The organism is Pseudoalteromonas citrea (genome assembly GCF_000238375.3).
GTDB classification, from domain to species: Bacteria; Pseudomonadota; Gammaproteobacteria; order Enterobacterales; family Alteromonadaceae; genus Pseudoalteromonas; species Pseudoalteromonas citrea.
On the sequence record NZ_AHBZ03000012.1, the window covers coordinates 578,491 to 602,103 of the forward strand.

A 23,613-nucleotide genomic window follows, 5' to 3' on the forward strand; every position below is an offset into this window, starting at 1 on the left:
AAAAAGTATGAAAGGTATTATACTTGCTGGCGGTTCAGGAACCCGTCTTTATCCGATAACGAAAGGCGTCTCTAAACAGTTACTACCTGTGTACGATAAGCCAATGATATATTACCCCTTATCGGTTCTAATGCTTGCCAAAATAAAAGACATTTTAATTATCACTACCGAGTATGACTTAGCTAGCTTTAAAAACTTGCTCGGTAATGGTGAGCAATTTGGTATTAATTTGACGTACGCAGTGCAAGAACACCCTAATGGCTTAGCAGAAGCCTTTATTATTGGCGAGTCATTTATTGGTAATGACAGTGTATGCTTGGTACTTGGAGATAACATTTATCATGGACAAGGGTTTGCGGAAAAGCTTGCTCTAGCTACCACACAAAAGAGCGGAGCCTGTGTTTTTGGTTACCAAGTCAAAGACCCTCAGCGTTTTGGTGTCGTAGAATTCGATGACAAACAATCAGCTGTAAGCATCGAAGAAAAACCCTGTGTTCCTAAATCAAATTGGGCAGTTACTGGATTATACTTTTACGATAATAGTGTGGTAGACATAGCGAAAAGTGTTAAGCCTTCAGCCCGAGGTGAATTAGAGATAACATGCATTAATAATGCTTATCTAGAACAAGGGAAACTGCAAGTTCAATTACTGGGTCGAGGGTTTGCCTGGCTCGATACCGGTACTCATGATAGCCTACTGGAAGCCAGTCAGTACGTACAAACCTTAGAGCATAGGCAAGGATACAAGATTGCATGCTTAGAAGAAATTGCATATAGAAATCAATGGTTAAGCAAAGATGACCTGATTAACTATGCCACACCATTGCTAAAATCGGGCTATGGCCATTATTTGATGGATATTGCAAATGGGAAGTGATGCAGCTCCGCTCGTAACAAAACTAAGCTGGGACAGTGACTTTTTTAAAAAAAAGATAGGGCAACTTAGCTTCCCTGCATCGAAGCCTAGTGACCCACCTCCGGCACTAACTGACTTTGATATAATTCAGTGTAAAGTGTCATCTGAAGATAGTGATAAAATAAACCTCCTCAACACGCTTAATTTTAAGTTTGTTGAGGGCGAAATGGATCTGAGTTTAGAATTAAATTTAAACACTTTACAAACACAACTCTTCCCTTCAACAGAGCGAGACGTAGACGCACTAAAAAGTATCGCTCAAGAAGCTTTATTGCTATCTCGTTACCGTTCTCCTTGGTATGAGCCCAGTGCCCGCTCTGCACTTTATAAAACCTGGGTAGAAAAAGCACATTATGCGCAACATGACGATCTCTGCCTCGTAGAACGTAGGCAAGATTCAGTTGTTGGCTTTATCACGCTTAAAGTGCTTGGTCCCAAGGCTCGAATTGGCTTAATTGCAGTTAAGCCTGAACATCAAGGTATGGGAGTAGGCAGGCGTCTCTTGCAGCAAGCAATATCCTATTCGATTCAAAATGAATGTAACGAGCTAAATGTTGCTACTCAGTTATCAAATACAGTAGCCATTAACGCATATCTAAAACAAGGTTTTTTACCTGAAAAAATTTCTTACTGGTTTTATAAATGATCCCTTTTAACAAACCCCCTGTAACAGGCCTAGAGCTCAGCTATATCGAGGAAGCAATAAAAAGTAACAAGTTATGTGGAGATGGAGGGTTTACTCGAAAAGTGAGTGAACTTATGGAGTCTAAATTCAACGCCCATAAAGTACTCCTCACACCATCCTGTACCGCTTCACTTGAACTTGCAGCTATTTTAATAGATGCTAGCGAAAATGATGAAATAATCATGCCTAGTTACACTTTTGTATCAACAGCAAACGCATTCGCATTGCGAGGGGCAAAAATTGTCTTCGTCGACGTTGACGCTGACACTATGAATTTGAGCATAGACGCAGTGCAACGCGCCATTACTTCGAAAACAAAAGCCATTGTTCCTGTCCATTATGCAGGCATCAGCTGTGATATGGATAAGCTCATGGCATTAGCTCAAAAAAATAACATTTGGGTAATCGAGGATGCCGCTCAAGGTGTCATGGCAAAGTACAAAACTGACTACCTAGGCACCATCGGCCATATTGGATGCTATAGCTTTCATGAAACAAAGAACTATACTTCAGGTGGTGAAGGGGGCGCATTACTGATAAATGATAAGGAATTGCTTCAACGGGCAGAAATTATCAGAGAGAAAGGCACGAATCGAAGCCAATTCTTTCGTGGTCACGTCGACAAATATACTTGGCAAGATATTGGGTCAAGTTACCTACCTTCAGAAATTCAAGCTGCTTATTTACTTGCCCAAATTGAAAATGCAGAAAACATTAACATGAAGAGGCTCTCAATATGGCAACAGTATTACGAAGCGCTAAAACCTCTTGAGCAAGCTGGCCATATAAAATTACCCTATATTCCAGCATTCAGTACTCATAATGCACATATGTTTTTTATTAGGCTAAATAGTCAAGACATCAGAAGTAGCCTTATAGCGCATTGCAAAGCAGAAAATATATTAACCGTATTTCACTACATCCCACTGCACTCAAGCCCAGCAGGGAAGAAGTTTGGACGGTTACATGGTGAAGATAACAATACGACTATTGAATCAGAAAAATTGCTCCGACTGCCTCTTTTTTATAATCTAGAAAAGAATGAGGTGGAAAGTGTTATAAACTCTATTTTGCTATTCTTTAAAAAGAGCGATTAATCGCTCTTTTTTAATAGCGCAAATATGTATAATAAAGCTTCGTCCCAAAGCTTTTTAGCTACGCGGTCTGAACAATACTCATTAATAATGCCTTGATTTTCAATCTTACGCTCATATGAATCCTGTTTTAGAGCCTGTAATTCAGCAATAGAGACTTGTGATAACTTTTCACTGTCACAAACTCTAAAGCCTAAAAGCTTTAAATGTTGGTTTGATAAAGTATCACTTCGAACAAAGACACTCTTACCCAGATATAGAAACTGATAGATATTTCCCATTGCTTGTTGTCTATTGTGGTAATAAATTGCTATATCCACACCTGACAATAATTGGCTATAGTCATCAGGAGCCATAAAATCTCTGATTGGATAGAAATCATCAGAAAAGAGCGCCTCCCCTTGTTTAATAACAGCTTCTGTGTAGCAACTATCAACATTGGCATATGATAGAACACAAGTAACCTTAACACTTCCTCGCAAGTGCGATATCTGTTCAAGGATAGCTAAATGGTTATTTTGAGGATCAGCTGAGTTACCTATCATAAGGTGTACTTTTTCATCTTGAACAATAACAGAATGTTCTGCTGTGATGTCCAGATAAGGAAGCGGATTTGGGTAGAGTGTTGAAAACTCAATTGCATTTGATTTATAAGTTAACTTTACCAAATCAACCTCTCCCTTGATCGGAGATGATATAAATGAAAAACGCTTAATTATTGACTTTCTAAATTGCTCATTAAGCCATCCAGAAAAAGTTTTGGCCCTATTCTGGAAATAGTAAATATCACCGCCCCACGTCATCCAAAGGGTTTTTTCCCCGATAGAGAAAACCCTAAATATAGCAGCCAAAAAAATCAAGAACGGCCCTGTATAAAACAACCCATGAAATATATTTAAATCATATTGTTTACTTGTTAGCAGCTTACAAACGTCTATCCACTTGACCAACTTACCTCTATTATTCAAGTTAATAATATTAACCGAATTAAGCTGATTAAGGCTTTCATCTAAACCTGATCCAGATACCAAACATATAAATGTATGGTTATAATCAGGTAACGCATGATTAGCAAACTCGACGTACTTACTATTATACTTGTCCGGTAACTTTGTCATTAAATGCAGTATATTCTTCATGATACCTTGAAACTCTTTAATTCTTTAAAATATAAAAAGATAACCATCATAATTCCAATTAATGGTACGACAAAAAAATGTTCAAAAGCCTGAAAAGCATGTAACAATCCGCTCAAGAATACGATTAAAACTGTAAAGTATACCTTTGTAATAGCAAAGCGCTGCCATAAAAATCGAGAGGCTTCTGTTCTAGCAATAAAAAAGAGTAGAAACCCTGATGCTAAAGCAACGCCTGCTCCAAGCTCATAGTAGTCAGGGATCAAATAGTAAGCGACACTGATACTAATTAAAACGGGAAACAATGTAATTGGAATTGACCAGTGCGTTTTTCTCTCAATATTAACACCTACTACGGTTGTTTCAGAAAGCGTGTAAAAAAGCGGATACATTGCACACAGAGGTAAAACAAAAACAACCTGAGAGTAGGAATGAGGCAAAATAAACGTTAAGAGAGGGGAGAATAATAACAAAGTAAAAAATGCAATTGCCAATACAAATGTACTCATATTTATAACTTTAGAAAAAGCACTAACATCTACACCATCTTTGTTCCACTGATAAACCTTTGGCGTCCATATTGTCGAAAACACCTGCTGTAATACCCCCATCACTGCCGCAAAACTTAATGCAACAGAGTACACACCAACACTTTCAACTGAACCATATTCAGCTAACATAAATCGGTCAACTGAAATCAATAGCCAAAACGCGAAACCCGATATCACCAAAGGTAAACCAAAGCGGCAACTTTGTAATACAATCACTTTAGAATAAGGTGTGAAAAATGCAGAATATAAGACTTTTCTGCATAACCAAATAGCTATAGCAGCACTAAAAACCAATGCTGAGGAAAAAACACCAATAGCAGATGTTGTGTCTGTAGGAAGTTCAAATAAAAAAACAAACAACAACCCGAAAAGTATTGCTGCCTTTGACATAATTTGTAATACAGAGAAAGCAATTGCTTGCTCTTTCATACGTATTATTAATGAACAAAAACGATAAAAAATCGAGAAAACAATAGCCATTGTTACCAATATGGCTATCACCAATTTATTATCATTAGCCTTTAGAGCCAGGGGGACCCAATAAGAGAAGCTAGCTACAAGTAATATAAATATAACAATCAGTAATCCAAATACAGGCAGTAATAAGCTCTTTAGTAATTGTTTTGAGTTCGTTGATTCAGCGTATTCCCTTACGTAAGCTTGATCAAAACCAAGGGTTAACACCAAACATGCACCGGCAACTAAGGAATTAAAAAGCGCCACCTGACCAACAACATACTTTGGAAAAAGCCACGCGAGTAGAGGAACAGTAATAAGCCCCAACCCTGACGCCATGATAGGCCCAGCTGCAAAAGATAAGATCGTTTTTAATTTCATTAAGTTCTAGTTATTTCGGGCTAAAAATCGACTATATGGTCAGTATTTAACGCAACAATAGGGCTGCAAAGCTGAATGTCACCATTCTATCTCAAGCAGTTAAATAGACTATCTATACTTAGTCGTAATATTGAAGTACTTTCTAATTCGTACCGTTATACGCCAAATGTGGCTCATGAAATAATAGTAAGTACACGTTGCGACAACAAAAAGCCAGAACATTACATAATGTGGTATTTCAAGTACTTCAGCGCTAATACCAAAGGAAGCTAACAACAATGCAAACAAGCATATTGCTATAAGCGCATGCTTAGGGCTTAGCCCTAAGCGCATTAAAATATGATGAAGATGCTCTCTATCAGGTTTGAACGGAGACTGCCCTTTTTTAATGCGGCGGCAAATAGTAGAAATAGCATCCATGATAGGGACAGCAGCAACCCACAATCCCGTTACAGGGCTAAATGCAATGTCGTTACCTTGTGAGCCTTCGATTAACATCCAAACAACCGTAAAGCCAATTACCGTACTGCCCGCATCACCCATAAATACTTTAAATCGCTGCCCCAGCGGAACCCCTAAGTTCATCAAAATATATGGGATAGTCGCGGCCACAATCACTAAACAAAGCAACCCGCTATCCACATCGCCAGCAATATAAAATAACAAGCACATTGAACCAAATGTGACTGTCGCAATACCACCCAATAGTCCATCAATACCATCAATCATATTAAAACAATTAACAGCCCCAATAACGGCAATTACAGTTAAAATAGCGCCAAACAATCCCAGTTGAATGTCAAAAGGCCCAAAAACGTTAGGTAATGCTGTAAGCTGTAAATCTGCCAGATACATCATGGCGAAAGTCATCAAAAGCTGTACAATTAATCTCAACTTAAAACTAACATCAAAATAGTCATCCAAAACTCCCAAAGCCAATAAAGCTAAGGCGCAGAAAACATAAACAGATGATGATGTTAACGCAGACGGGGAAATCGCGACAAAACTGAGTACAACGATGAAAATAGCAAGCCCTCCAACTAGTGGGATCTCGCCTTGATGCGCTTTTCGATTAGTCGGTACATCGACTAAGTTAATAATTTTCGCTACTTTTCGAAACACAAACAAACTGACGAATGAGCTTAAAAATATAGCAATCGTTGTAATTAAAAGAATATCGTTCATATAGACCACGGAAAGAAGTATCTACACTAGTAAAATATGAACTTCACCAGCACGTAAGATTTATCAAAGTGATTCTACCAACTTCCGAGAACCCTTGCCAATACACAAATACAAAAAATAACAATTTCAGCGTTTTTTATCACACTATAATGAAAATTAATGACAAAATGCGGTCTTTTTATTGTTTGCTTCTCTATTTCACATTCTGGCTTTAAAAAATCTATACGGTACAAGCTAAGGTATTTTCCTGATTACTATGCTATCCTACGTAGCTAACTATGGAATATATCGATTTGCTAAAATTAGAAACTTCCATTATTGATATGGCTTTTGCCAATTCGCACTTCGTAGACAATAAAAACGTATTCCTCACATGCTAAAAAAATTCGTAAAAACAACATTCAATCAGTTTGGCCTTCACCCCACTCTAGCTAAAATCACAAACAAACCTTTAGAAACAAATACGGCATTTATCCACATTGCAAAGTGCGGTGGTATCTCGATTGATAATGCATTGCGGCAGCAATTGGCAACTCCCAATTGCTCTAGGCTGTGTAGAGATACGAGTATCGCAGCAAGCATCGCAGGCTTTAACAAGCCTTTAGTCACAATAAATGATAGCTGTGACTTTGCAGCTCATCACCTAAAACAACTTCAAGGTACACTTGATTACTTCCTGTCTTTGCAGCGCCCATATGTTAGTGGTCATTGGGGGGCAAATGAAACACTGCTGAGTAAATATAAGCATGTGAGATTCATAACAATGCTCAGAGAACCTTCATCTCGATTAAGGTCAAACTACATATTTAATAAACTGACTAATACTTCAGCTATCATGCCACCAAATAATTTGCATACTGATAATATTATTGCCGAAGCCAATGAACTACTCTTTGGCATTAGGGGTTGGCAAATGGCTAATACACAAACTGCTTTTATTTGTGGTCGTTACCCAAAAGACAGCCAAGATGCCCATCAACTTACGCCTCAGTTTGCAAAAAACATAGCAAAATTTGAGCTGGTGGGTGTGCTCGAAGAGCTTCGCGCTTTTGAAGCTAAGTTTCAAAGGATTTTTAACCGCACATTAGATATTAAATCGAGAAATAATACACAAAGCCTCGTAACCCCAGAAAACCTTCAAGTACAAACCACACTAACCGACTATTTTGATCAACCTAAAATCAAACGGCACATAGCACAGCTTTGCGAAGCTGAATTACGTAAATATGAAGCTGCTCGGCAAGTACTGTAATGAAACACGCTAATTGGGTAAATAGCGCATTATTAATCACAGAGCGATTCATTATTTTAGCCATTAGCTTTGTCAATAGCATTTTACTTGCTAGATATGCCGGCCCGGAGTTGTTTGGTTCGTATTCGATTATTATTGCCTTTGGTTCCTTATTTTTAATATTTACTCAAATGGGCCTCAACAATATTTGTGGTAAGTATTTTTCTTTGTATCCGAATAATCGGGAACACTACTTGCGTTCAGCCATTTTCATTCGAGTCAGCTGCGCTATCTTAATTTTACCCATAGCACTGGTTGTCGCGCTTGTAAATTTTGAGCAAAAGCAAGCTTGGCTTTGTGCTTTTTTAATCGCCTTACAAGTTGGCAATGCTCTCAATATTATAGAGTTTTATTTTCTTTCAAAAAAGCAAGTACTTAAAACATTGCTAATGAGAGTCACGGTGCAGTTCACCGCTAAATTGCTGTTATTAATTGCAATCATAACGGAACAATCAATGGTCGTCTGGGTTTTTCTGACGGGCTTAGAATACATCCTCATAGGCCTTGGTTACTTGCTACTGTATCGATATCAAAAAAATTCGCTCCAGCAAAGCGCCAGTTCAAGGTCCATGCAACTTACTGCAAAAAGGCTACTATACCAAAGTAAATGGCTCGTACTATCGGGTTTGGCCGCTGTGATATATCTTAAAATAGACCAGATTATGCTAGGGAGTATGCTGGGGGCAGAAGACGTTGCTTACTATGCTGCTGCTGCAAAGCTATCTGAGTTTTGGTATGTACTGCCAGCGTTAGTGGCAAACGTTCTGATGCCTAAATTGGTGCATTTATACAAAAATGCACGAGAGAAGTACTGGCTTCTAAAACGACAACTCTTTATAGTCTCTAGTGTCATTGCAATACTACTCATCTTTACCACGCAACTCTTTGCAGATACTGCAATAACATTAATCTATGGGGCCGATTACCAACCAAGTGTAATGATTTTACAAATCCATATTATCGGATGTTTATTCATATTCAACCGGGCATTTTTGAGTAAATGGTTTGTGCTCTCCAGTAATTATCCTCTGAGCTTACAAAGCCAATGCGCTGGGGCCATATGTAATATTATACTTAACTTATTCTTAATCCCTCTTTACGGGGGGGTAGGGGCAGCTATTGCCAGTGTGATCGCATACTTTTTTGCGACGGTTGGCTTTTTCGGCTTTAGCGTCAGTGCAAGAGCTGCACTTCGTAAGTCAAGCGCTCATCAGCAAATATAATATATCGCTCACACTAGTATTTTTGTAAAGCTGCGTCATTATAAAACCCGTAATGGTGATCGCAAGTATCAGTGCAACATGACTTTTAAGTCATATCATTACCCACTAAGTAACAAAGTCTCAAAACTCTCTTTACGGTTTAATTAGGCAATTATAAATTGGCAGCTATTGTTTTTACCAGTGCTCTGTATTTACCATTTACCGTATCATCAATTAAAATATTGCCACTAACGGACACCGTGAGTGCTGTATTTTTAAAAAAATCTAGCCATGTAATATTATAAATAACCTGCTCGTTACCACCCAGCGTTGCTGAAATAACATACTCCTGGTGCGCTTCATTGCCTCTATAAACTGCTTTGTCATCACCAACAAGCGTCAGGCTAATATCGGTTGCCTTACGTTGAACAAAACCTTTTGTGATCGAGTTAAGTAAACCATACCATTCCTCCTTTGAGCCTGTATATTTCACTCCCTCCAGCTTTTGACAAGTTATGTTGATTGCCATAACTGCCGCGTGGGGTTTAACTGTCTCTTGGCTTACCCAGCGCTCTAGGTGCATTTTTTTATCTCCCGAAAGGGGGATTATTTGCTTATTGCTATCAGTATTAAGTAGCTTTACTGGCACGTTGCAGTTATTTGCCTGTACAAATGCAGAGAATAAACATGCAATACTACTTAGTATCATATACTTCAAGATAATGACCCTCACTATAAACCTAACCTCGCAGAATACGATGTTAGCCTGAATTTTTATAAATCATTTTAATTTTGAATAAAAAAAACCCAGCATAAGCTGGGCTTTTTTAAAGGGTAAGTATATTAATTACTTAATGCCTTTTTGCTGAGAAGTAACTAGAGACTGACGACCTAGACCTACTTTCTCGCTGAACGCGTACGCATTTACTTTACCATCATCTGCATCGATATTGAAAGTAACGCTTAACTTAGAACCGTCAGGTACAGTGTTACCTTTGCTGTCTTTAAGTGCAGCTTGTAAAGTAGTTTGGCTTACTTTAGTTGTGCTGTACTTAGCAAGGTCAGTTAGAGAACCAGAGTACTGAGTACCTGTTGCATCGATAGCAGTTACGTTAACGTCAACAGCTGCGCTGCCTTCGTTTGCAAAGTTAACTTGTGAGTTAACACCTTCAAAACCTACTGGGAAGTAAGGTACGTTGATGATAGTTGCATCAAGTACCCATTGACCAGCATCTGTGCCAGCAGCTAGTACGCTTGCATCAGTGATAGTGCCTGCACCATCAAAATCAACATCACCTTTAACAGTGAAAGAAGTTGCTTTAATTGTTACTGGTGTAGTTGCACCAGTACGAGTAGCATTATCGATAGTTAGTGTAAATGAACCAGCAATACCATCATCTGACGCAGCTGTATCAGAAACAGTTACAGTTGCAGTTTTCTTGTCGCCAGCTAGTGCGATTGCAATGTCGCCAGTAGCAAAGTTTGCGCCAGCGTCAGCTACAGCAGTAAAGTCACCAACAACAAGATCAGAGAAGTCACCTGTAAGTACGAAATCAGCTGAAACGTTAGCGCCTGTAGCAGCAGCAATGTACGTGCTGTTATCTGTGATCGCTACTTTTAAAGTATCAGCAACATTGTCGGCAGTTACAAAACCAGAAATGAACGTAACTTGATTTTCACGCTCAATTACACCGTCAAGCTTAGTTGACACTGCCGCAGCGTACTGATCAGCAAACTTAAGGAATGAACCAGTGTTGTCACCAGTTGTATCTTTTGGATTGCCGTCTTGCCATCTAGTTGCAGAGTAAGTAACTGTTGCATTTGCTGTTGTTGCCTTGCTATCAAACAATACAACATCAGGAATCACTTCAAATGACTCATCTTGCTCAATTGTAAAACCAGTTTTAACTTCAAGAACTACAACACCATTTGCAAGATCACGCAAAGCCGTAAGTTCTTCTAGCTCGTATGTACCTGAACCAGTGTTGATACCTAAAACACCAGTAGGAACACCTGCAGCTGGAAGTGTAGTAGCAGTGGTACTATTATTGAACAGAGTAACACCTGAGAATGCTGCTGTACCTGTTTGGTTAAAATCTAGACCAGCACCAAATGTAAGCTTGATTCTGTCACCGGCTTCAAGCTTTTCACGAACAATAACACGAACACCAGGATCTTCATCTGTAATTGTTGCGAAGTTACCTACAGAAAAGCCCTGAGTTGAAGTTGACTTAGTTGCATCAGGTACATCTGCAGCTTGAGCGCCGATTGCACCAAAAATAGCTGTTGCTACTAGTGCTTTTTTAAATAGTTTCATTATTTCCATTCTCCTAGTTTCATGAAACAGGCTTATTGAGTAGGAAGTTCAATAAGCCCAGAATTTTTATAGTAACCTGCAAAAACTATGCAAATCTATGCATAACTAAGCTTTATGTCAAGCTTTATGCTAATAACGTAAATACAACTTACAATTTTAGTTTACTTTTGAGTTTGTACTCACACTACCGCAGACAATTATACATATTTTTTATTTCAAAATTAAGTAATAAACTGTTAAAAGTAACCGTTTAAGCGTTAATCTAGGCTAAAATACTCTTTCTACCCTTAATTATCAAGTTAAAAAGTCAAGTTTTCAAGCCCTCGCTTAAAACTTTGCTCAACTTTCAACCAATCCTGCTGACTGTGAATTATCTTAGGAGTAACAAGCACTACGAGCTCTGTTTTATCAGTACTGCTTTCGTCACTTCTAAATAAATGCCCTACAATCGGTAGCGCACCCAATAAAGGAATAGAGCTGGCACCTTGAGAGTTATTTTCACTTATTAGCCCACCAAGCAACACAGTTTGGCCGTTACCCGCGACCACCTCAGTATTCAAGCTTCTCTCAAAAATAGCCGGCGTATTGGAGGCCCCACCCGCCTCTTTGTTGACTGTTGAAATGCTTTGTTCAATAGTCATTATAACCGTGCCTCGCGCATTAATTGTAGGGGTAACTTTTAAATCAACCCCGGTTTTTCGGTATTGTATTGTCGTGGTTTCCCTGCCGTTATTATCAAGCGGATCTGAGGTCGTACTCCCCACCGTGGGAATATCATCACCCACGCTGATATTGGCTGAAACACCATCGCGCACTAACAACGTGGGTCTTGACAGTACATTAATCAAACCATTTGATTGGTTTAAATTAACTTTAATCGTACCGGACATACCTACTATAGAGTAATTAAACCCAGTCTCTGCGTTAAAGCTCCCAGAGGAAGACCCGGATGTTCCCTTCTCAAGTGCATATTGCACACCTTTTGCAAAGTTGCCTGTTAGCTTTACCTCTGCAATGACTACTTCCATCATCACTTGCTTTGGCATCACATCCAATTGTTTTAATATTGGTTGAAGCTCTTGGTAATACTGCCCTGTAGAGTAAAATATTAGCGCATTGGCTCTTTGGTCAACAACCAACTTTATACCATCCCCTTCTATGGCGATAGAACCTTGTTCTGCCCCTTTATTCGAACCTGAACTAGATTGAGAGCTGCCATTATTTTGGCCTGAGTTTGCTGAGTTAGTATTTCCTGCGTTTCTGCTACTTGACGTATTTGCACTGCCTCCCAACAATGGAATTAAGCTCTGCCCTAAGTCTGTTGCACGTGCATATTTCGGGTGATAAATATAAAAACGCTGTTCTGAGCCTGTCGCTGGTTTATCAAGCTGTGCTGCCCAATATTCAACCCTATCAATAATTTCATCTGCTGTTGCAAACACAACTACTTTACCTAAATGTTCAATAGGCACAAATTGAAGGCTTGTTGAACTTCTCGGCCCTGAAACAACCGGGATCCCTTCATTTGTTAATAACTCAGATACTTTTTCTACAAATGTTTGCGAATCAATATATGTAAAGCTCATCAATGCGATTGATTTATTACTCAGCATCGGACTGTCTATGAGTGCCAACAAGTCCAATGCGCGCAATATTTGTTCACGCTTTCCAATGATCGTCATCATGCTTTGCGTTATATCGATAGCAATGCTGGCATCAACCAGTCCTGATACTGCATTTCTCAGGCCAGTTGTCACCCCATACTTAATCGGCACCAACTGAATAATCTCACTTGATACGTTAGGTACTGACGCCTCGGTACGACCAAAGCCAAATGCACGTTCCGATTTACTTCCCGATTTTTCAAATGGGTAGACATAAAATACCCCTTCATTCAGCGTAATATCGACACTATTTTGTGCAAGCACTTCTTGAACCAGCTGAAACAACTGCTTTGCATCTACTGCATCTTTAAGCTTAAGTGTCACTGGTGTCGACTTTGCTTTTACTCTCGGTTCAATCAAATAAGAAACATCAAGCAATTCACCAAGTACATAATGAATAAAGTCATTCAAAGGCAAAGCGTTTACAGATACTTGAAACTTGTCAGCAGCATTAAATTGACTCGATAAATCTATTTCAAGTTTAATATTATCTTTTGCATCAGAGAGCCTATTTAAGCGCTCAAAGCTGCGTGGTTCAGCGTTTACTTCTGCGTTAAATGTGTCAGCTTCATTGCTTTGCTCTTTTTCCTGTTCCAAAAAAGAGCGTTCAAGGTTTACTTGCTGCGCCTCTGTTACTGCGCTGGGGTTCACTAAGGTTTTACACCCAGACAAAACCAAAAGCATGGTTATAAACGGTATAAATTTACTTAACTGCTTCATTTTTTTGCCATCTAAAAAGTTTAAATTCTTTACGCTCTGTTGCCGTACTAAGGACTACATGGCTAGGGAAAATTGCTTCGACTTTAATATCATCAGATATGATTTGGCCTGCAATCGCTTTTATCAAATTATTATTATTCGGTTTCAATAAAACAAAATTCTCACCTTGATGTTTAAAAACCCCAATCAATTCAAAATATTTATCACTGATATAAATTAAATTATTATTCTTTTTCGCTACAACCGGTTTTTTCTCAAGCTCAACCTGAGCGTTTTGCTTTTCTCGTACCTCGCTTTGCCACACCTCTTCTAATTCAGATATTGTCACGCTTTGCGGCATATCAAGAGCTTGCGGTACTGTTAACGCTAAGCTATTTAAAGAATGTTCATGTTGACTAGCAACTTGGCTGTAAGCAAATAATATAGTAACAATAAAGCAAAGTACGATCGTTAATTTGGTCATTGTGCCGCCACCTTACGCCATGACTTAATCGTTATTTCAGCTTCCAGGTTTTCATTTATTTTACCGTACCAACCTCGAGCTCCGTAGGCATACTTAACTATACGCAGCACTGGTTGACTGTTTTCGACTGCTCTGAAGGTTTTAGCTAAACACAGAGGGCTACCACTAAAGTCGACTTTAACGCTTTTCGCCTCTAAATTATTTAGTATTTGTGCAGACTCATCCCAATTTAGAATATTGAGTTTACAGCCAGCACTTTGTAATATTGCCTCAATTTTTGTTTGTACTGAGAGCTTATATTCACCTTCACTAGCATCAACAAACACCAAAGAAGGCACTTTTTCTGCATCTTGAATTAGTTGTTGTAACTGCGCGTCTAACTGCTCTTTATTTCTCATTAACCTTTGTGCTTTAGCTATTCGAACATCAGAAAGTAACAGCGTTTCTTTTTGCTTGTTAAGCATAAGCCACAGAGGCTCAGTCACATATAGCGCAAACAAAACTGCAGTGAGCACAATTAAGTAGTGTTTGTATTTTTTTATTTCATTCATTAAATTAACTTACTCACTTTAAAAAAATACCCATATTAAACTTATCCGTACTGCCGCTTTTATTCACCGCACCAATGAACTGTGCGCTCTGAACTTGTGCCTGCTGAGTCACAAGCCCAAGTAGTTCACTCGAATTTGCGACTTCACCATCCACTTCCAATACTTGACCATCAAACCGAACAAAGTTCAATCGCACATTAGCTTCGATAAAAACCCGTAACACCTCCCAATGCGAATCAGTAAGGGCGGTATTTAACACCCCCTCATTAACCTCATTGATGGTGGCGTTCAATTTATCTATTTGGTTGGATGTCGATAGTATTTTAAAAACCTGCTCTTTATCGATATTAGTCTGTAGCTCATTTTGGTGTAATTGATACGACTGCCAACCCACGCTGACGCCTGATAATAAAGTAAACATAATGAGTGGAGCAATATAAAGCGCGTGTAACTTCAGAGGACTTAACTGAGTAGCTACATTTAATCTAGCGGCTTTGACAAGATCAATGAACGCTTTATTTAGTTTGATATTACTTAACAATGACGCATAAGCTTCCATCTGTATTTTTTCATGCTTTGTGTCTGCGGGTAGACCAATACTATGTTTGAACGCTTCTACTGTTTGAATTAACCCCGCCCGGTATAAGCTGGTAGGTGAGTTGTCCATGTATGCAAATAGCAACCCACTGGGCGTCTCAGCAGATACAACACCATCTGGGTGTGCCGTTCCCAGGATATAACTTTCTGGAATTAAAACCCAACCACTATCGGCCTCAGTTGCATCTATTTCAAAGGTCGTTTTATGCACTTCAAACAAGTCATTATCCAGATCTGCGGTGACTCGAAAATGCATTGGTCGACTAGCTGTATTCTTCTCTAAACGAAGTAATGAAGAAAGCTCTTTACGACTTATTGATGAATAACTTTGTTTTGATTCAGTACACCTATTCCTAGCAACAATACAAATAGCTTTAGCTTTTGGTAAAGGTGAAAAACAGCCTTCGCCAATGTAAAAATGCTCACCATTATAATAACTTACATTTTTTGACAAGTAATTTGATAGTAGTTGTTTTATTTTTTTAAGAATATTCAAGCTTAATACCATGCTATTTTAGAAATTATTATTGGCGTGTCACGCGTTCTAGGACTTACTTTAAGCTCTATTTGCTTGGTAAGTACCACCCCGTTTTTCGAAGCCCTTAATTCTAACCTAAGATACCTCGAAGTACCAAAAGTAACGTATTCGTCCTGTTCAATTCCTGTCAACTCAAAAAAACGAAATCTATTTAACCCCCCATTATTTCGTGCTGCAATCACCTGTGTAAGTCGGCTTTCATCTTGTAAAAACGCAGCCAACACCCGACTAGGCGCATTCAATGGGTTAAAACCAGCTAGCCGTTCCACTGTTAGTTCGTTATACACACGCTCTGACTTAAATCGTACATTAACATGCTCAAGAATTGCATCTAGTTCTTTAACATGCTGCATATAATCATTACTTGGTATTATACCCTCTTTATAATCTGATTTTTCTGCACCATTGAGGCGCCTTAAATCATCAGCGTCTTTCCAGTCTAATATCGCATCAATAAGCTGAGTAGTACGCTTTGGCTCATCAATTTCCAAAGCTAAAAAACGCTCTAAAAAGGTGCGGTTGATATAATTCAAGTTAATTAACCCACTCACGTCCTGCAATTTCACTGTAGTAATATCAACAGAAAAAGGTTTTCCGTAAAAATTCCAATTGCGCACAACAGGGTTTGAGCTTGTTGTATCTTGGTAGCGATTGCTCGATAGCAAGGCTTTAAAAACCTCTGCCTCTGCATTTTCTAATACTAATCTCAAGCTTAGCTTTTCATTAATAGAGGATACAACTTGGATCTGTTGCTTAATGCTTTGTTGAATAAAAATAGCAAGCAACATTAATACAGCTGTAATTATCAACACCTGAATTAACGCGATACCACGGCTATTATTCGTCATCACATTAACCTTTGAGGTTACTTATTATTAATTCTGGTTTACTGTATAGCGGAAGCGTTATAACAGAGTCATTGAGTGTATTTTCTTTACGGTATTGAAACGATATTTTTAATGGGCTCAAACGTAGCTCGCGAGAATCATAACGTTCAAACCAGCGATACTCGCTATCATTTCGACTGTTTAGACTGTCTAGCCCTGAGGTTTTAAAAGCCATAGCTGGGTCTTCCCACCCATAATATGAAAAAGTTCCTAACTCTAATTGTTCAAATATCACGGTAGCTTGAGGCCATGTGATATCGTCCAACCCTTTACTTGATAATGACAATTCAGCTAACGGTACTTCACTATAAGTTAGCCTTTGTAAACCGCTCCGTTGAGATGAGAGTAACTTAAGCCTCACTACAGCCAACCCTGTCGTGTGAAACGCGTTATTAGAAACAAACACAACCTGTTCGGGTTCACCTAAAAAGGCAATAAAAGAGCCCTGCTTACTCCGTTTTTTTATAACGTACGGCTGCATTCCTTGTAACAACTCAACTAATCTAATTGTCATCATTCCAGAATGAGCTCCGCTCCAAAACCGCTCAACTCTTTTTTCCCATGAGCTGCTGTAAAGGCTGTAACTATAGTAACCAGAGAACATGACTAACGACAATAATGTCGTTGCAATCATTAACTCTATTAATGAGAAGCCTTTATTTTTTTTCATCACCACACAACCACATTGAATGAAAATAGTTTATCAGAATTTATTTCTCTTACTGATACGCGGTAAACAGCATATCGCTTCGGTTGTTCATATAAATCGTCTATATCACTCGGGGGAGCAAAACGCTCAACAATATTAGCCGTCCATGCCAATGCCACCGAGTTACTGCTAATTACTCCCGAGTTATACTCTGGCTTTTCAAGCAAGAAGAGCCTACTACGTAACTCCTCTTTAATAGTCGGTATGCTGGCATAAATAGCATGACTAAGTTGCGATGATTTAATAATTTTACTAGAAGTTAAATTACCAGCAGAAAACAATTCAGCTACGACAGCTATAGATGAAAAAAGTATCACCGACGCAATTAATATTTCGATTAAAGTAAAGCCTGATACTTTATTTTTCATTCTTTAAAACACTTGGGACAGGATAAAACACAGGTATTTCATTAATAAAAATACCAAATTGATTAGGAACCACGGTCAACTTTCTGCTAATAGAAAAAGTGTCTGATACAAAGTTAAGCGAATCAAACATCATAATCTTTGTACTATCATCTACCATATTAGTAATAATGGCTTGGTTATCTCTTAACTTTATTTTTATATTGGCGCCAGTATAAAATGACTTGTAACTATAGACCTTAAAAGTTTGCTTTATTCGTTGCAGCTCAACATGCCTTTTATTCTTTTCAAATGCTTTAAAAACCAACCCACCAGTCAAGCTCATTACAACCCCCATGATGGCAAGAACCACCATAAGTTCGATCAATGAAAAGCCTCTGGTTTTTCTAAAGCGGGACATCATTAATCGATACCATGCTCATCAGCATTGTTATAACAATCCCACCAACAAATCCACCCATAAATAGCAACATTATAGGTTCAAGCATCGTTGTGAAACGCTTGATAACCTGCTCTAGATCTGAGCGGGATCGAGACGCCACTTCTGCAAATACATGATGTAGCCGCCCCGTTTCTTCACCTACTTTAATAATAGATAGAAAGAAATCAGGAAATATACGCGTTTTGCTTAATACTTGCCCCAATTGCTTACCGGTTCTTAACTGCTTAAGTGCATGCTTTGCATCTCTTTTGTAATCAGGATGCTTAAGCGTATCGGCCGTTAACTCCAAAGTAGTATCTAGTTGGAGACCCGCTTCTAACATCATGGACATAGACTGTGCGAATCGAATCCTCTCTGAAGTCGTTATAATAGCGCCTAAACCAGGAATTCGACTCATAGCCACATATAACCAGCTTTTAACGGATGGCTTCTGTAACGAGTACCCTCCAATACCTAAAAATGCTAATACACTAATAACAATAGGCATTTGATAACTAATAAAAAAATCACTCGTCCCTATTATCATTTGTGTATACCAAGGTGCTTGACTAAGATCTGTAAAAATCCCGGCCATTTTAGGTACAATAAAAGTTAATACAAAATATACAGCCATAATGCACACAAAAAATATAACAGAGGGGTATGTCAAAGCCGCACTCACTTGCGCTTTTAAATCTTTTTGAAATTTAAGATCTGCAGCTAATCGTTTTAACACCCCTGGTAAGTTCCCAGAAGTCTCACCTATTTTAAGAAGGCTAATATAAAGAGGCCCAAACAAAGACTCGTGTTTTGCAAAAGCTTGATTTAATGACTCTCCTTTTTTTAAAGAGGACGCTATTTGATTTAACAAACGATTTAAAGCAGGGTTATTATTAGACTGCCTAATAATATCAATTCCCTTGTCCACTCGTACACCGCTTTCTAAAAGCAGAGATAACTCACTAGTAAAAAACTCTAACTGATCTAAAGTCACATTTTGAGAGAAAAACCCTGATAGAGAATTTGACTTTGCAAGCGCTTTAATTTCAAAAGGACTTAAACCATCATCATTTAATATCTGCTTAGCCTGACCTAAATCATTTGCTTCCACAGTACCTTGATGACGTGAACCATTATTATCAATCGCTTTATACTCGAATTCCACTACCCTGCAACCCTCAATACTTCATCAATCGTAGTAACGCCAGTGACCACTTTATAAAAGCCATCTTCGAGTAAATCTCTTCGATTTTGAGAGTGATTATAAGCTTTGGCTTTAGCGATAAATTGATCATCCTTTGGTATTACTTTGATTCCATCATCACACCGAAGATATTCATTTATCGCTATTCTTCCTTTGAAACCCGTATTATTACAATGCTCACAACCTTGAGCTTGCATAATATTCAATGCATCTAACCCTGCCATAGAAGCTATTTCTTTCAAAGGATATTTTGCAATGAGCTCTTCTGCATTTTCCGCAGGTTTTGCACAATGCCCACACAACCTTCGCGCCAAACGTTGTGCTACAACAGAAACTAAAGCGGCATTTAATAAAAACTCTTCTACACCTAGATCCAGTAAGCGCGTATATGCACTAGCCGCGTCATTTGTATGAACGGTGCTGAAAACCAAGTGCCCAGTTAATGCCGACTGAAGTGCAATTTGTGCCGTCTCTTTATCACGAATTTCACCGACCATTATAATATCAGGATCTTGCCTAACAATAGATCTCAAACCTGCAGCAAAATCGAATCCTATGTCGGCATTAATTTGTACTTGACTGACCCCATCCAACTGATATTCGACCGGATCTTCTAATGTAATTATTTTAACGTTATCTGTATTTAACTCATTTAAAAAAGTGTACAAAGTCGTCGTTTTACCTGAACCAGTTGGACCAGTAAGTAGGATCACTCCCGTTGTCTTTTTTAGATCTTGATTGATCAGAGCTTGGGTATCGTTTGACAGTCCTAATACCGACATATCATATTTTATAGAATCTTTACGAAGGAAACGTAATACAATGCTCTCACCTGCATTTAATGGCAACGCCGAGACCCTAATATCAAGATCTTGATTGGCAATACGCATTTCGATTTTACCATCTTGGGGGCGGCGCTTTTCCGCAATATCCATACCCGACAAAATCTTTAGACGTGTGGTTAAGGGCAACTGCATTTTTGCAGCCAATGAATCTACTTGATGCAATACCCCATCGATTCGATATCTAACTCGAAATCGTCCGCCGTGAGGCTCTAAGTGCATATCGGACGCACCTCTGGCCAACGCTTTTGTAATTAAAGCATTGAGTAAATTAACGATAGGAGCTTCTGATGCTAGTTCTCTTAACCTTGCCTCTTCTGTGCCTGTAAGCTCATCATCATTAAAGTTGGCTTCGGTCTGGCTTTGTATCTCATAAAAGAAGCTTTGCAACTGGGCGTCTGACGCAATATAGACTTTGATTTCGACACTTTTTTTACTTAAAAATTGCGACAAACTTGGATCTAGGGGATCTTTACATGCAATAGACCACTCTGTATCTGTTGCAGACAAAAGTAAACAGTGATGCGACTTTAAAATCTCATGCTCAGAAAATTTAATCGAATCATCAGGCTTCCAATTTGGAAAGCTCTCAGTCTCAAATAAAGGATAACCTAATAGGTTATGGTACAAAGGCGGTAAATCATCCTCAGTAAGACATCCCATATTGACAAGAATATTTTCTAATCGACCATCATACCTTTTTTGATAAGCTGCAGCTTTTTCAATGTCGCTGGCCGATACATTGAATAAATCATTAAGCAGGAGTTTAATATCAATCATTGATGATATATATCTTCATTTTCACCTTCGCCACCCTCTTGCCCATCGAGGCCAAAAGACAACAAATCATAGGGATGAATACCCGTACCAGGCACAGTGTAAACATAAGGCTTTCCCCAAGGGTCTAAGGGAATAGCTTTAGGTAAATATGGGCCATCCCAGTTAGCAAGGTCACTTGATACTAATTCATCAAGTTTACCTGGGACTCGTCCCATATCTAAACGATAGGTATCGATAGCAGTTTCAAACATTTGCATTTGTGCAACTGCAGTTTTCTTTTTTGAAGAACTTACTTTAGAGAAAAGTTTTGGTGCAACTAAAGAGCCCAACAATCCGAGAATGATGAGAACAATCATTAGTTCCATTAAGCTAAAACCACGTTCTTTTTTCATTTTTTATTCCTATAATTAAGCGCTGGGAGTATATCAAGGTGAAAAAATAGTGTCGACTATTGGCGTATTTGTTCTATTTTCTCAAACACTGTTTGCCACATCTCCATATTCTGTTCTTTAACGTTTAAAGAGTACGCCAAACATTTTTCCCTTTGGTTAGTCAGCTCCATCACAAATTGGTTCAACTTTTCACTCAATTCTAATTCAGACATTTCAAAATCTAAAATATTTTCTGGTAAACCATACTCATTATATAGAGCCTCATATTTATGACTCCAGCTAGGGCTAAGCAAGGTACCCCTTGACTTAACGCGCTAATGCAACCATGGAACCGACTACTTATCACTGCATGACATTGACCTAGGTAGCCCTTTACTTCAAGCGCACTTAAACCATCAAGTAATTCTGTATTAATAGATGATTGGGACTGTATTTTATGACATAAACTTAAATCTTCTTTCCCTTCATGGTTCAATAACACAACCTTAAAGCCTTTCTTACTAAAGAACTCAATTATATAGCACCAAAAATCGATATAAATAGACTCTTTTTGATGAGCCTCATCATTATGGTACCTAGATACCATTTTATTATTTGGTACTAAACATACCACATTATCTAACGACTGAGGTGATACAGGGCAAATAACCGATGCAGTAAAATCTGGACTTTGTTGCAAGTTATTATTTTTACTAAATGCTAAACAGGCTTTGTAAGATTTTTCATCACGAGGAAATATCAAATGTGCAGAGTTAACAAATTGCTCAGCTTCAGCTCTAATATCTGCTCTATCAAAGGGGCCCAAAGCTTGCGGTAGAACGATATAAAGCTTCCTCCCACCTTGAAAGCGTTTCATCTCTTTTACTGCGTTTTTCAAATCTCGCTTTGGCCACTGATCCCCATAAGAGAACCCACTTGTATCTAAAATCACATCAATGTCAGCTTCTGTAACAATGCCAAAACGCTTAAGAAAACGCTTAATAACACCTGGTAGTTTGCCAAACAGCCCTGTTAAATCTAAATTACCACGTCTGAAGCTTAACTTTTGCCACGCGCCAAGTTTGGCCCTTTTTTCATAAGGTAAGTTCACACCAGGCGATAACGTAATTTGATACTCATCTAAATGCTTGTCTAACTGCTGAAGGACGGCAACGAGCATCAGCTCTGCGCCTTTATTCGAAAATTGCACACCTTTTATTTCAATGTTTATCACTTTACATCACCTAAATACGTTAATAACTGTTCTGCTGTCTTTTTACTAGAATATGCAATCCCCCCTTCAGGTAATGCATACCCAACCGCAATAAACATAATTATTCTTTCATGCTGAGGCAGTTTTAGTAAACTAGTCACACGCTTATCTAATTGCTTTAATTCTGGCCAATTAATAGCACATGTTGCTAAACCTAGTGTTTCGCATGCCAGCATAAACTGCATTGATGCCAAAGAAGAGTCTATATAAATTGCATGCCTATCCCTGACTTCTAAATACGCAGAATGATCTCCTACAACGGCCATTAGGCAAGGGATATTATCACTAAAGCCAGCCGTCCCCCCCGGTAACTTCGCCACTTTTGATATTAACGACTTCTCATCTATGCAAATAAATCGGAATGATTGTCGATTACAAGCACTGGGAGCTTGAGTTGCAATGTTTACAGCATCACTAATTAAGGTCCTAGAAACAGGCTTATCTTGATACCAACGAGTAGAACGTCGTGCTTTGGCTAAATCGTTAAGCTGAGTATAACTGACTGTGTGTTGGGCTCTGTCCTGACTGATATAAGGAATAGCCTCATGCTTATTAGTAATATTTAAGGACTCAAAAAAATCAAAGTGCGCTTTCAGTGCTGCATGGCTTGTATCTATTACTGAAAAATATTCACTCAATACTGCGCTTGCCCAAATTAGCTCCTTTTCACTGAATCCATCAATTTTACGCGCAGAGTCAAAAACCGTTAGTGTTTCGCCTATATAATCTAGGGCAAAAATGCTCCTTCTCGGGCGCATGATCAACCCTTTTTCTAATCGATGAATATTTCTTCGTAATAAAGAACTACTAGCCGCTTGAATGCCAGCTCCCTTTCTATATCCCACTTTACCTTTTAATACAGATTGCTGCTCAAACCCATACGCTTGATCAAATAGAAAAAAATACAACCTTGATAAAAATGAAATGCGTGTAAATGCAGGTTGTATTGTAATTTGGAATGCATTGAGCAGCTTTTTAATGCGCTGTTTCATACTGTTTGATAGACCTTAAAAA

24 protein-coding genes are annotated in these 23,613 nt (G+C 38.5%); 5 read left to right on the forward strand and 19 right to left on the reverse strand.

Annotation, left to right across the window (positions count from 1 at the left end; translation table 11 throughout):
• Window positions 1-7 precede the first annotated feature (7 nt).
• From rfbA to rffA, 3 genes are read left to right on the forward strand one after another with little or no spacing between them, the layout of a single operon-like run.
• A complete protein-coding gene (gene rfbA, locus PCIT_RS02640) occupies window positions 8-877 on the forward strand; it encodes a glucose-1-phosphate thymidylyltransferase RfbA (RefSeq protein ID WP_010361447.1) in 870 nt (289 codons plus the stop codon).
• The gene (gene rffC / locus PCIT_RS02645; RefSeq protein WP_010361446.1) at window positions 867-1,562 is read left to right on the forward strand and encodes a dTDP-4-amino-4,6-dideoxy-D-galactose acyltransferase; all 696 of its coding nucleotides are present in this window, start codon (window positions 867-869) and stop codon (window positions 1,560-1,562) included. Before rfbA ends, rffC begins: the two co-directional genes overlap by 11 nt.
• On the forward strand, window positions 1,559-2,698 hold the full coding sequence (gene rffA, locus PCIT_RS02650) for a dTDP-4-amino-4,6-dideoxygalactose transaminase (protein ID WP_010361445.1): 1,140 nt from the start codon (window positions 1,559-1,561) through the stop codon (window positions 2,696-2,698). The genes rffC and rffA overlap by 4 nt, the downstream gene beginning before the upstream one ends.
• On the opposite strand, the gene PCIT_RS02655 is transcribed toward rffA, so the two are convergent.
• The 3 genes from PCIT_RS02655 to wecA form a co-directional block, all read right to left on the reverse strand.
• Entirely contained in the window at window positions 2,695-3,834 is a 1,140-nt protein-coding gene (locus PCIT_RS02655) for a TDP-N-acetylfucosamine:lipid II N-acetylfucosaminyltransferase family protein (RefSeq protein ID WP_010361444.1), read from the reverse strand. The genes rffA and PCIT_RS02655 overlap by 4 nt on opposite strands.
• Entirely contained in the window at window positions 3,831-5,219 is a 1,389-nt protein-coding gene (locus PCIT_RS02660) for a lipopolysaccharide biosynthesis protein (protein WP_010361443.1), read from the reverse strand. Before PCIT_RS02660 ends, PCIT_RS02655 begins: the two co-directional genes overlap by 4 nt.
• A 108-nt stretch (window positions 5,220-5,327) precedes the next feature.
• Window positions 5,328-6,404: a UDP-N-acetylglucosamine--undecaprenyl-phosphate N-acetylglucosaminephosphotransferase gene (wecA, locus tag PCIT_RS02665; RefSeq protein WP_010361442.1), complete on the reverse strand. Its 1,077-nt coding sequence runs from the start codon at window positions 6,402-6,404 to the stop codon at window positions 5,328-5,330.
• Between the two features lie 373 nt (window positions 6,405-6,777).
• Between wecA and PCIT_RS02670 the strand changes: the two genes are divergently transcribed.
• Both PCIT_RS02670 and PCIT_RS02675 read left to right on the forward strand, forming a co-directional pair.
• Window positions 6,778-7,656, forward strand: a complete 879-nt coding sequence (locus tag PCIT_RS02670; protein WP_010361441.1) for a hypothetical protein — start codon at window positions 6,778-6,780, stop codon at window positions 7,654-7,656.
• Complete coding sequence (locus tag PCIT_RS02675) at window positions 7,656-8,918, forward strand: flippase (protein ID WP_010361440.1); 1,263 nt, start codon at window positions 7,656-7,658, stop codon at window positions 8,916-8,918. Before PCIT_RS02670 ends, PCIT_RS02675 begins: the two co-directional genes overlap by 1 nt.
• Before the next feature lie 151 nt (window positions 8,919-9,069).
• On the opposite strand, the gene PCIT_RS02680 is transcribed toward PCIT_RS02675, so the two are convergent.
• From PCIT_RS02680 to PCIT_RS02755, 16 genes are all read right to left on the reverse strand, one after another.
• Window positions 9,070-9,615 (reverse strand): hypothetical protein, encoded by a 546-nt coding sequence (locus tag PCIT_RS02680; protein WP_157592881.1) that lies wholly within the window; start codon window positions 9,613-9,615, stop codon window positions 9,070-9,072.
• Between the two features lie 129 nt (window positions 9,616-9,744).
• Window positions 9,745-11,214 (reverse strand): hypothetical protein, encoded by a 1,470-nt coding sequence (locus PCIT_RS02685; protein WP_010361438.1) that lies wholly within the window; start codon window positions 11,212-11,214, stop codon window positions 9,745-9,747.
• Window positions 11,215-11,513: 299 nt separating this feature from the next.
• Entirely contained in the window at window positions 11,514-13,598 is a 2,085-nt protein-coding gene (locus PCIT_RS02690) for a secretin N-terminal domain-containing protein (protein ID WP_010361437.1), read from the reverse strand.
• Entirely contained in the window at window positions 13,582-14,061 is a 480-nt protein-coding gene (locus PCIT_RS02695) for a hypothetical protein (RefSeq protein WP_010361436.1), read from the reverse strand. The genes PCIT_RS02690 and PCIT_RS02695 overlap by 17 nt, the downstream gene beginning before the upstream one ends.
• Window positions 14,058-14,612 (reverse strand): hypothetical protein, encoded by a 555-nt coding sequence (locus PCIT_RS02700; protein WP_010361435.1) that lies wholly within the window; start codon window positions 14,610-14,612, stop codon window positions 14,058-14,060. Before PCIT_RS02700 ends, PCIT_RS02695 begins: the two co-directional genes overlap by 4 nt.
• Window positions 14,613-14,625: 13 nt before the next feature.
• The gene (locus PCIT_RS02705) at window positions 14,626-15,705 is read right to left on the reverse strand and encodes a hypothetical protein (protein WP_157592882.1); all 1,080 of its coding nucleotides are present in this window, start codon (window positions 15,703-15,705) and stop codon (window positions 14,626-14,628) included.
• A gap of 2 nt (window positions 15,706-15,707) precedes the next feature.
• Window positions 15,708-16,595, reverse strand: a complete 888-nt coding sequence (locus PCIT_RS02710; protein ID WP_010361432.1) for a type II secretion system minor pseudopilin — start codon at window positions 16,593-16,595, stop codon at window positions 15,708-15,710.
• 4 nt (window positions 16,596-16,599) lie between these two features.
• Entirely contained in the window at window positions 16,600-17,304 is a 705-nt protein-coding gene (locus PCIT_RS02715; protein WP_010361431.1) for a prepilin-type N-terminal cleavage/methylation domain-containing protein, read from the reverse strand.
• A complete protein-coding gene (locus PCIT_RS02720; RefSeq protein WP_010361430.1) occupies window positions 17,304-17,711 on the reverse strand; it encodes a PulJ/GspJ family protein in 408 nt (135 codons plus the stop codon). Before PCIT_RS02720 ends, PCIT_RS02715 begins: the two co-directional genes overlap by 1 nt.
• Window positions 17,701-18,111 (reverse strand): prepilin-type N-terminal cleavage/methylation domain-containing protein, encoded by a 411-nt coding sequence (locus PCIT_RS02725; RefSeq protein ID WP_010361429.1) that lies wholly within the window; start codon window positions 18,109-18,111, stop codon window positions 17,701-17,703. The genes PCIT_RS02720 and PCIT_RS02725 overlap by 11 nt, the downstream gene beginning before the upstream one ends.
• Window positions 18,095-19,294 carry a type II secretion system F family protein gene (locus PCIT_RS02730; RefSeq protein ID WP_010361428.1) on the reverse strand — a complete coding sequence of 400 codons (1,200 nt, stop codon included), beginning with the start codon at window positions 19,292-19,294 and terminating at the stop codon, window positions 18,095-18,097. The genes PCIT_RS02725 and PCIT_RS02730 overlap by 17 nt, the downstream gene beginning before the upstream one ends.
• Complete coding sequence (locus tag PCIT_RS02735; RefSeq protein WP_010361427.1) at window positions 19,294-20,955, reverse strand: GspE/PulE family protein; 1,662 nt, start codon at window positions 20,953-20,955, stop codon at window positions 19,294-19,296. Before PCIT_RS02735 ends, PCIT_RS02730 begins: the two co-directional genes overlap by 1 nt.
• Window positions 20,952-21,347: a type II secretion system major pseudopilin GspG gene (gene gspG, locus PCIT_RS02740; protein ID WP_010361426.1), complete on the reverse strand. Its 396-nt coding sequence runs from the start codon at window positions 21,345-21,347 to the stop codon at window positions 20,952-20,954. Before gspG ends, PCIT_RS02735 begins: the two co-directional genes overlap by 4 nt.
• A gap of 56 nt (window positions 21,348-21,403) precedes the next feature.
• The gene (locus PCIT_RS02745; protein ID WP_157592883.1) at window positions 21,404-21,559 is read right to left on the reverse strand and encodes a hypothetical protein; all 156 of its coding nucleotides are present in this window, start codon (window positions 21,557-21,559) and stop codon (window positions 21,404-21,406) included.
• 8 nt (window positions 21,560-21,567) lie between these two features.
• Window positions 21,568-22,560, reverse strand: a complete 993-nt coding sequence (locus PCIT_RS02750) for a polysaccharide pyruvyl transferase family protein (protein ID WP_010361425.1) — start codon at window positions 22,558-22,560, stop codon at window positions 21,568-21,570.
• On the reverse strand, window positions 22,557-23,591 hold the full coding sequence (locus tag PCIT_RS02755) for a nitroreductase family protein (protein ID WP_010361424.1): 1,035 nt from the start codon (window positions 23,589-23,591) through the stop codon (window positions 22,557-22,559). Before PCIT_RS02755 ends, PCIT_RS02750 begins: the two co-directional genes overlap by 4 nt.
• Between the last annotated feature and the right edge of the window lie 22 nt (window positions 23,592-23,613).

What these genes read in the sequence shown, in the direction of transcription:
- PCIT_RS02710 (WP_010361432.1), bottom strand. Translation starts at nt 16,595, where the DNA reads ATGACGAATAATAGCCGTGGTATCGCGTTAATTCAGGTGTTGATAATT.
- PCIT_RS02685 (WP_010361438.1), bottom strand. Translation starts at nt 11,214, where the DNA reads ATGAAACTATTTAAAAAAGCACTAGTAGCAACAGCTATTTTTGGTGCA.
- wecA (WP_010361442.1), bottom strand. Translation starts at nt 6,404, where the DNA reads ATGAACGATATTCTTTTAATTACAACGATTGCTATATTTTTAAGCTCA.
- PCIT_RS02695 (WP_010361436.1), bottom strand. Translation starts at nt 14,061, where the DNA reads ATGACCAAATTAACGATCGTACTTTGCTTTATTGTTACTATATTATTT.
- rffC (WP_010361446.1), top strand. Translation starts at nt 867, where the DNA reads ATGGGAAGTGATGCAGCTCCGCTCGTAACAAAACTAAGCTGGGACAGT.
- PCIT_RS02725 (WP_010361429.1), bottom strand. Translation starts at nt 18,111, where the DNA reads ATGATGTCCCGCTTTAGAAAAACCAGAGGCTTTTCATTGATCGAACTT.
- PCIT_RS02675 (WP_010361440.1), top strand. Translation starts at nt 7,656, where the DNA reads ATGAAACACGCTAATTGGGTAAATAGCGCATTATTAATCACAGAGCGA.
- rffA (WP_010361445.1), top strand. Translation starts at nt 1,559, where the DNA reads ATGATCCCTTTTAACAAACCCCCTGTAACAGGCCTAGAGCTCAGCTAT.
- gspG (WP_010361426.1), bottom strand. Translation starts at nt 21,347, where the DNA reads ATGAAAAAAGAACGTGGTTTTAGCTTAATGGAACTAATGATTGTTCTC.
- PCIT_RS02700 (WP_010361435.1), bottom strand. Translation starts at nt 14,612, where the DNA reads ATGAATGAAATAAAAAAATACAAACACTACTTAATTGTGCTCACTGCA.
- rfbA (WP_010361447.1), top strand. Translation starts at nt 8, where the DNA reads ATGAAAGGTATTATACTTGCTGGCGGTTCAGGAACCCGTCTTTATCCG.
- PCIT_RS02715 (WP_010361431.1), bottom strand. Translation starts at nt 17,304, where the DNA reads ATGAAAAAAAATAAAGGCTTCTCATTAATAGAGTTAATGATTGCAACG.
- PCIT_RS02670 (WP_010361441.1), top strand. Translation starts at nt 6,778, where the DNA reads ATGCTAAAAAAATTCGTAAAAACAACATTCAATCAGTTTGGCCTTCAC.
- PCIT_RS02735 (WP_010361427.1), bottom strand. Translation starts at nt 20,955, where the DNA reads ATGATTGATATTAAACTCCTGCTTAATGATTTATTCAATGTATCGGCC.
- PCIT_RS02755 (WP_010361424.1), bottom strand. Translation starts at nt 23,591, where the DNA reads ATGAAACAGCGCATTAAAAAGCTGCTCAATGCATTCCAAATTACAATA.
- PCIT_RS02655 (WP_010361444.1), bottom strand. Translation starts at nt 3,834, where the DNA reads ATGAAGAATATACTGCATTTAATGACAAAGTTACCGGACAAGTATAAT.
- PCIT_RS02720 (WP_010361430.1), bottom strand. Translation starts at nt 17,711, where the DNA reads ATGAAAAATAAAGTATCAGGCTTTACTTTAATCGAAATATTAATTGCG.
- PCIT_RS02690 (WP_010361437.1), bottom strand. Translation starts at nt 13,598, where the DNA reads ATGAAGCAGTTAAGTAAATTTATACCGTTTATAACCATGCTTTTGGTT.
- PCIT_RS02660 (WP_010361443.1), bottom strand. Translation starts at nt 5,219, where the DNA reads ATGAAATTAAAAACGATCTTATCTTTTGCAGCTGGGCCTATCATGGCG.
- PCIT_RS02745 (WP_157592883.1), bottom strand. Translation starts at nt 21,559, where the DNA reads ATGTCTGAATTAGAATTGAGTGAAAAGTTGAACCAATTTGTGATGGAG.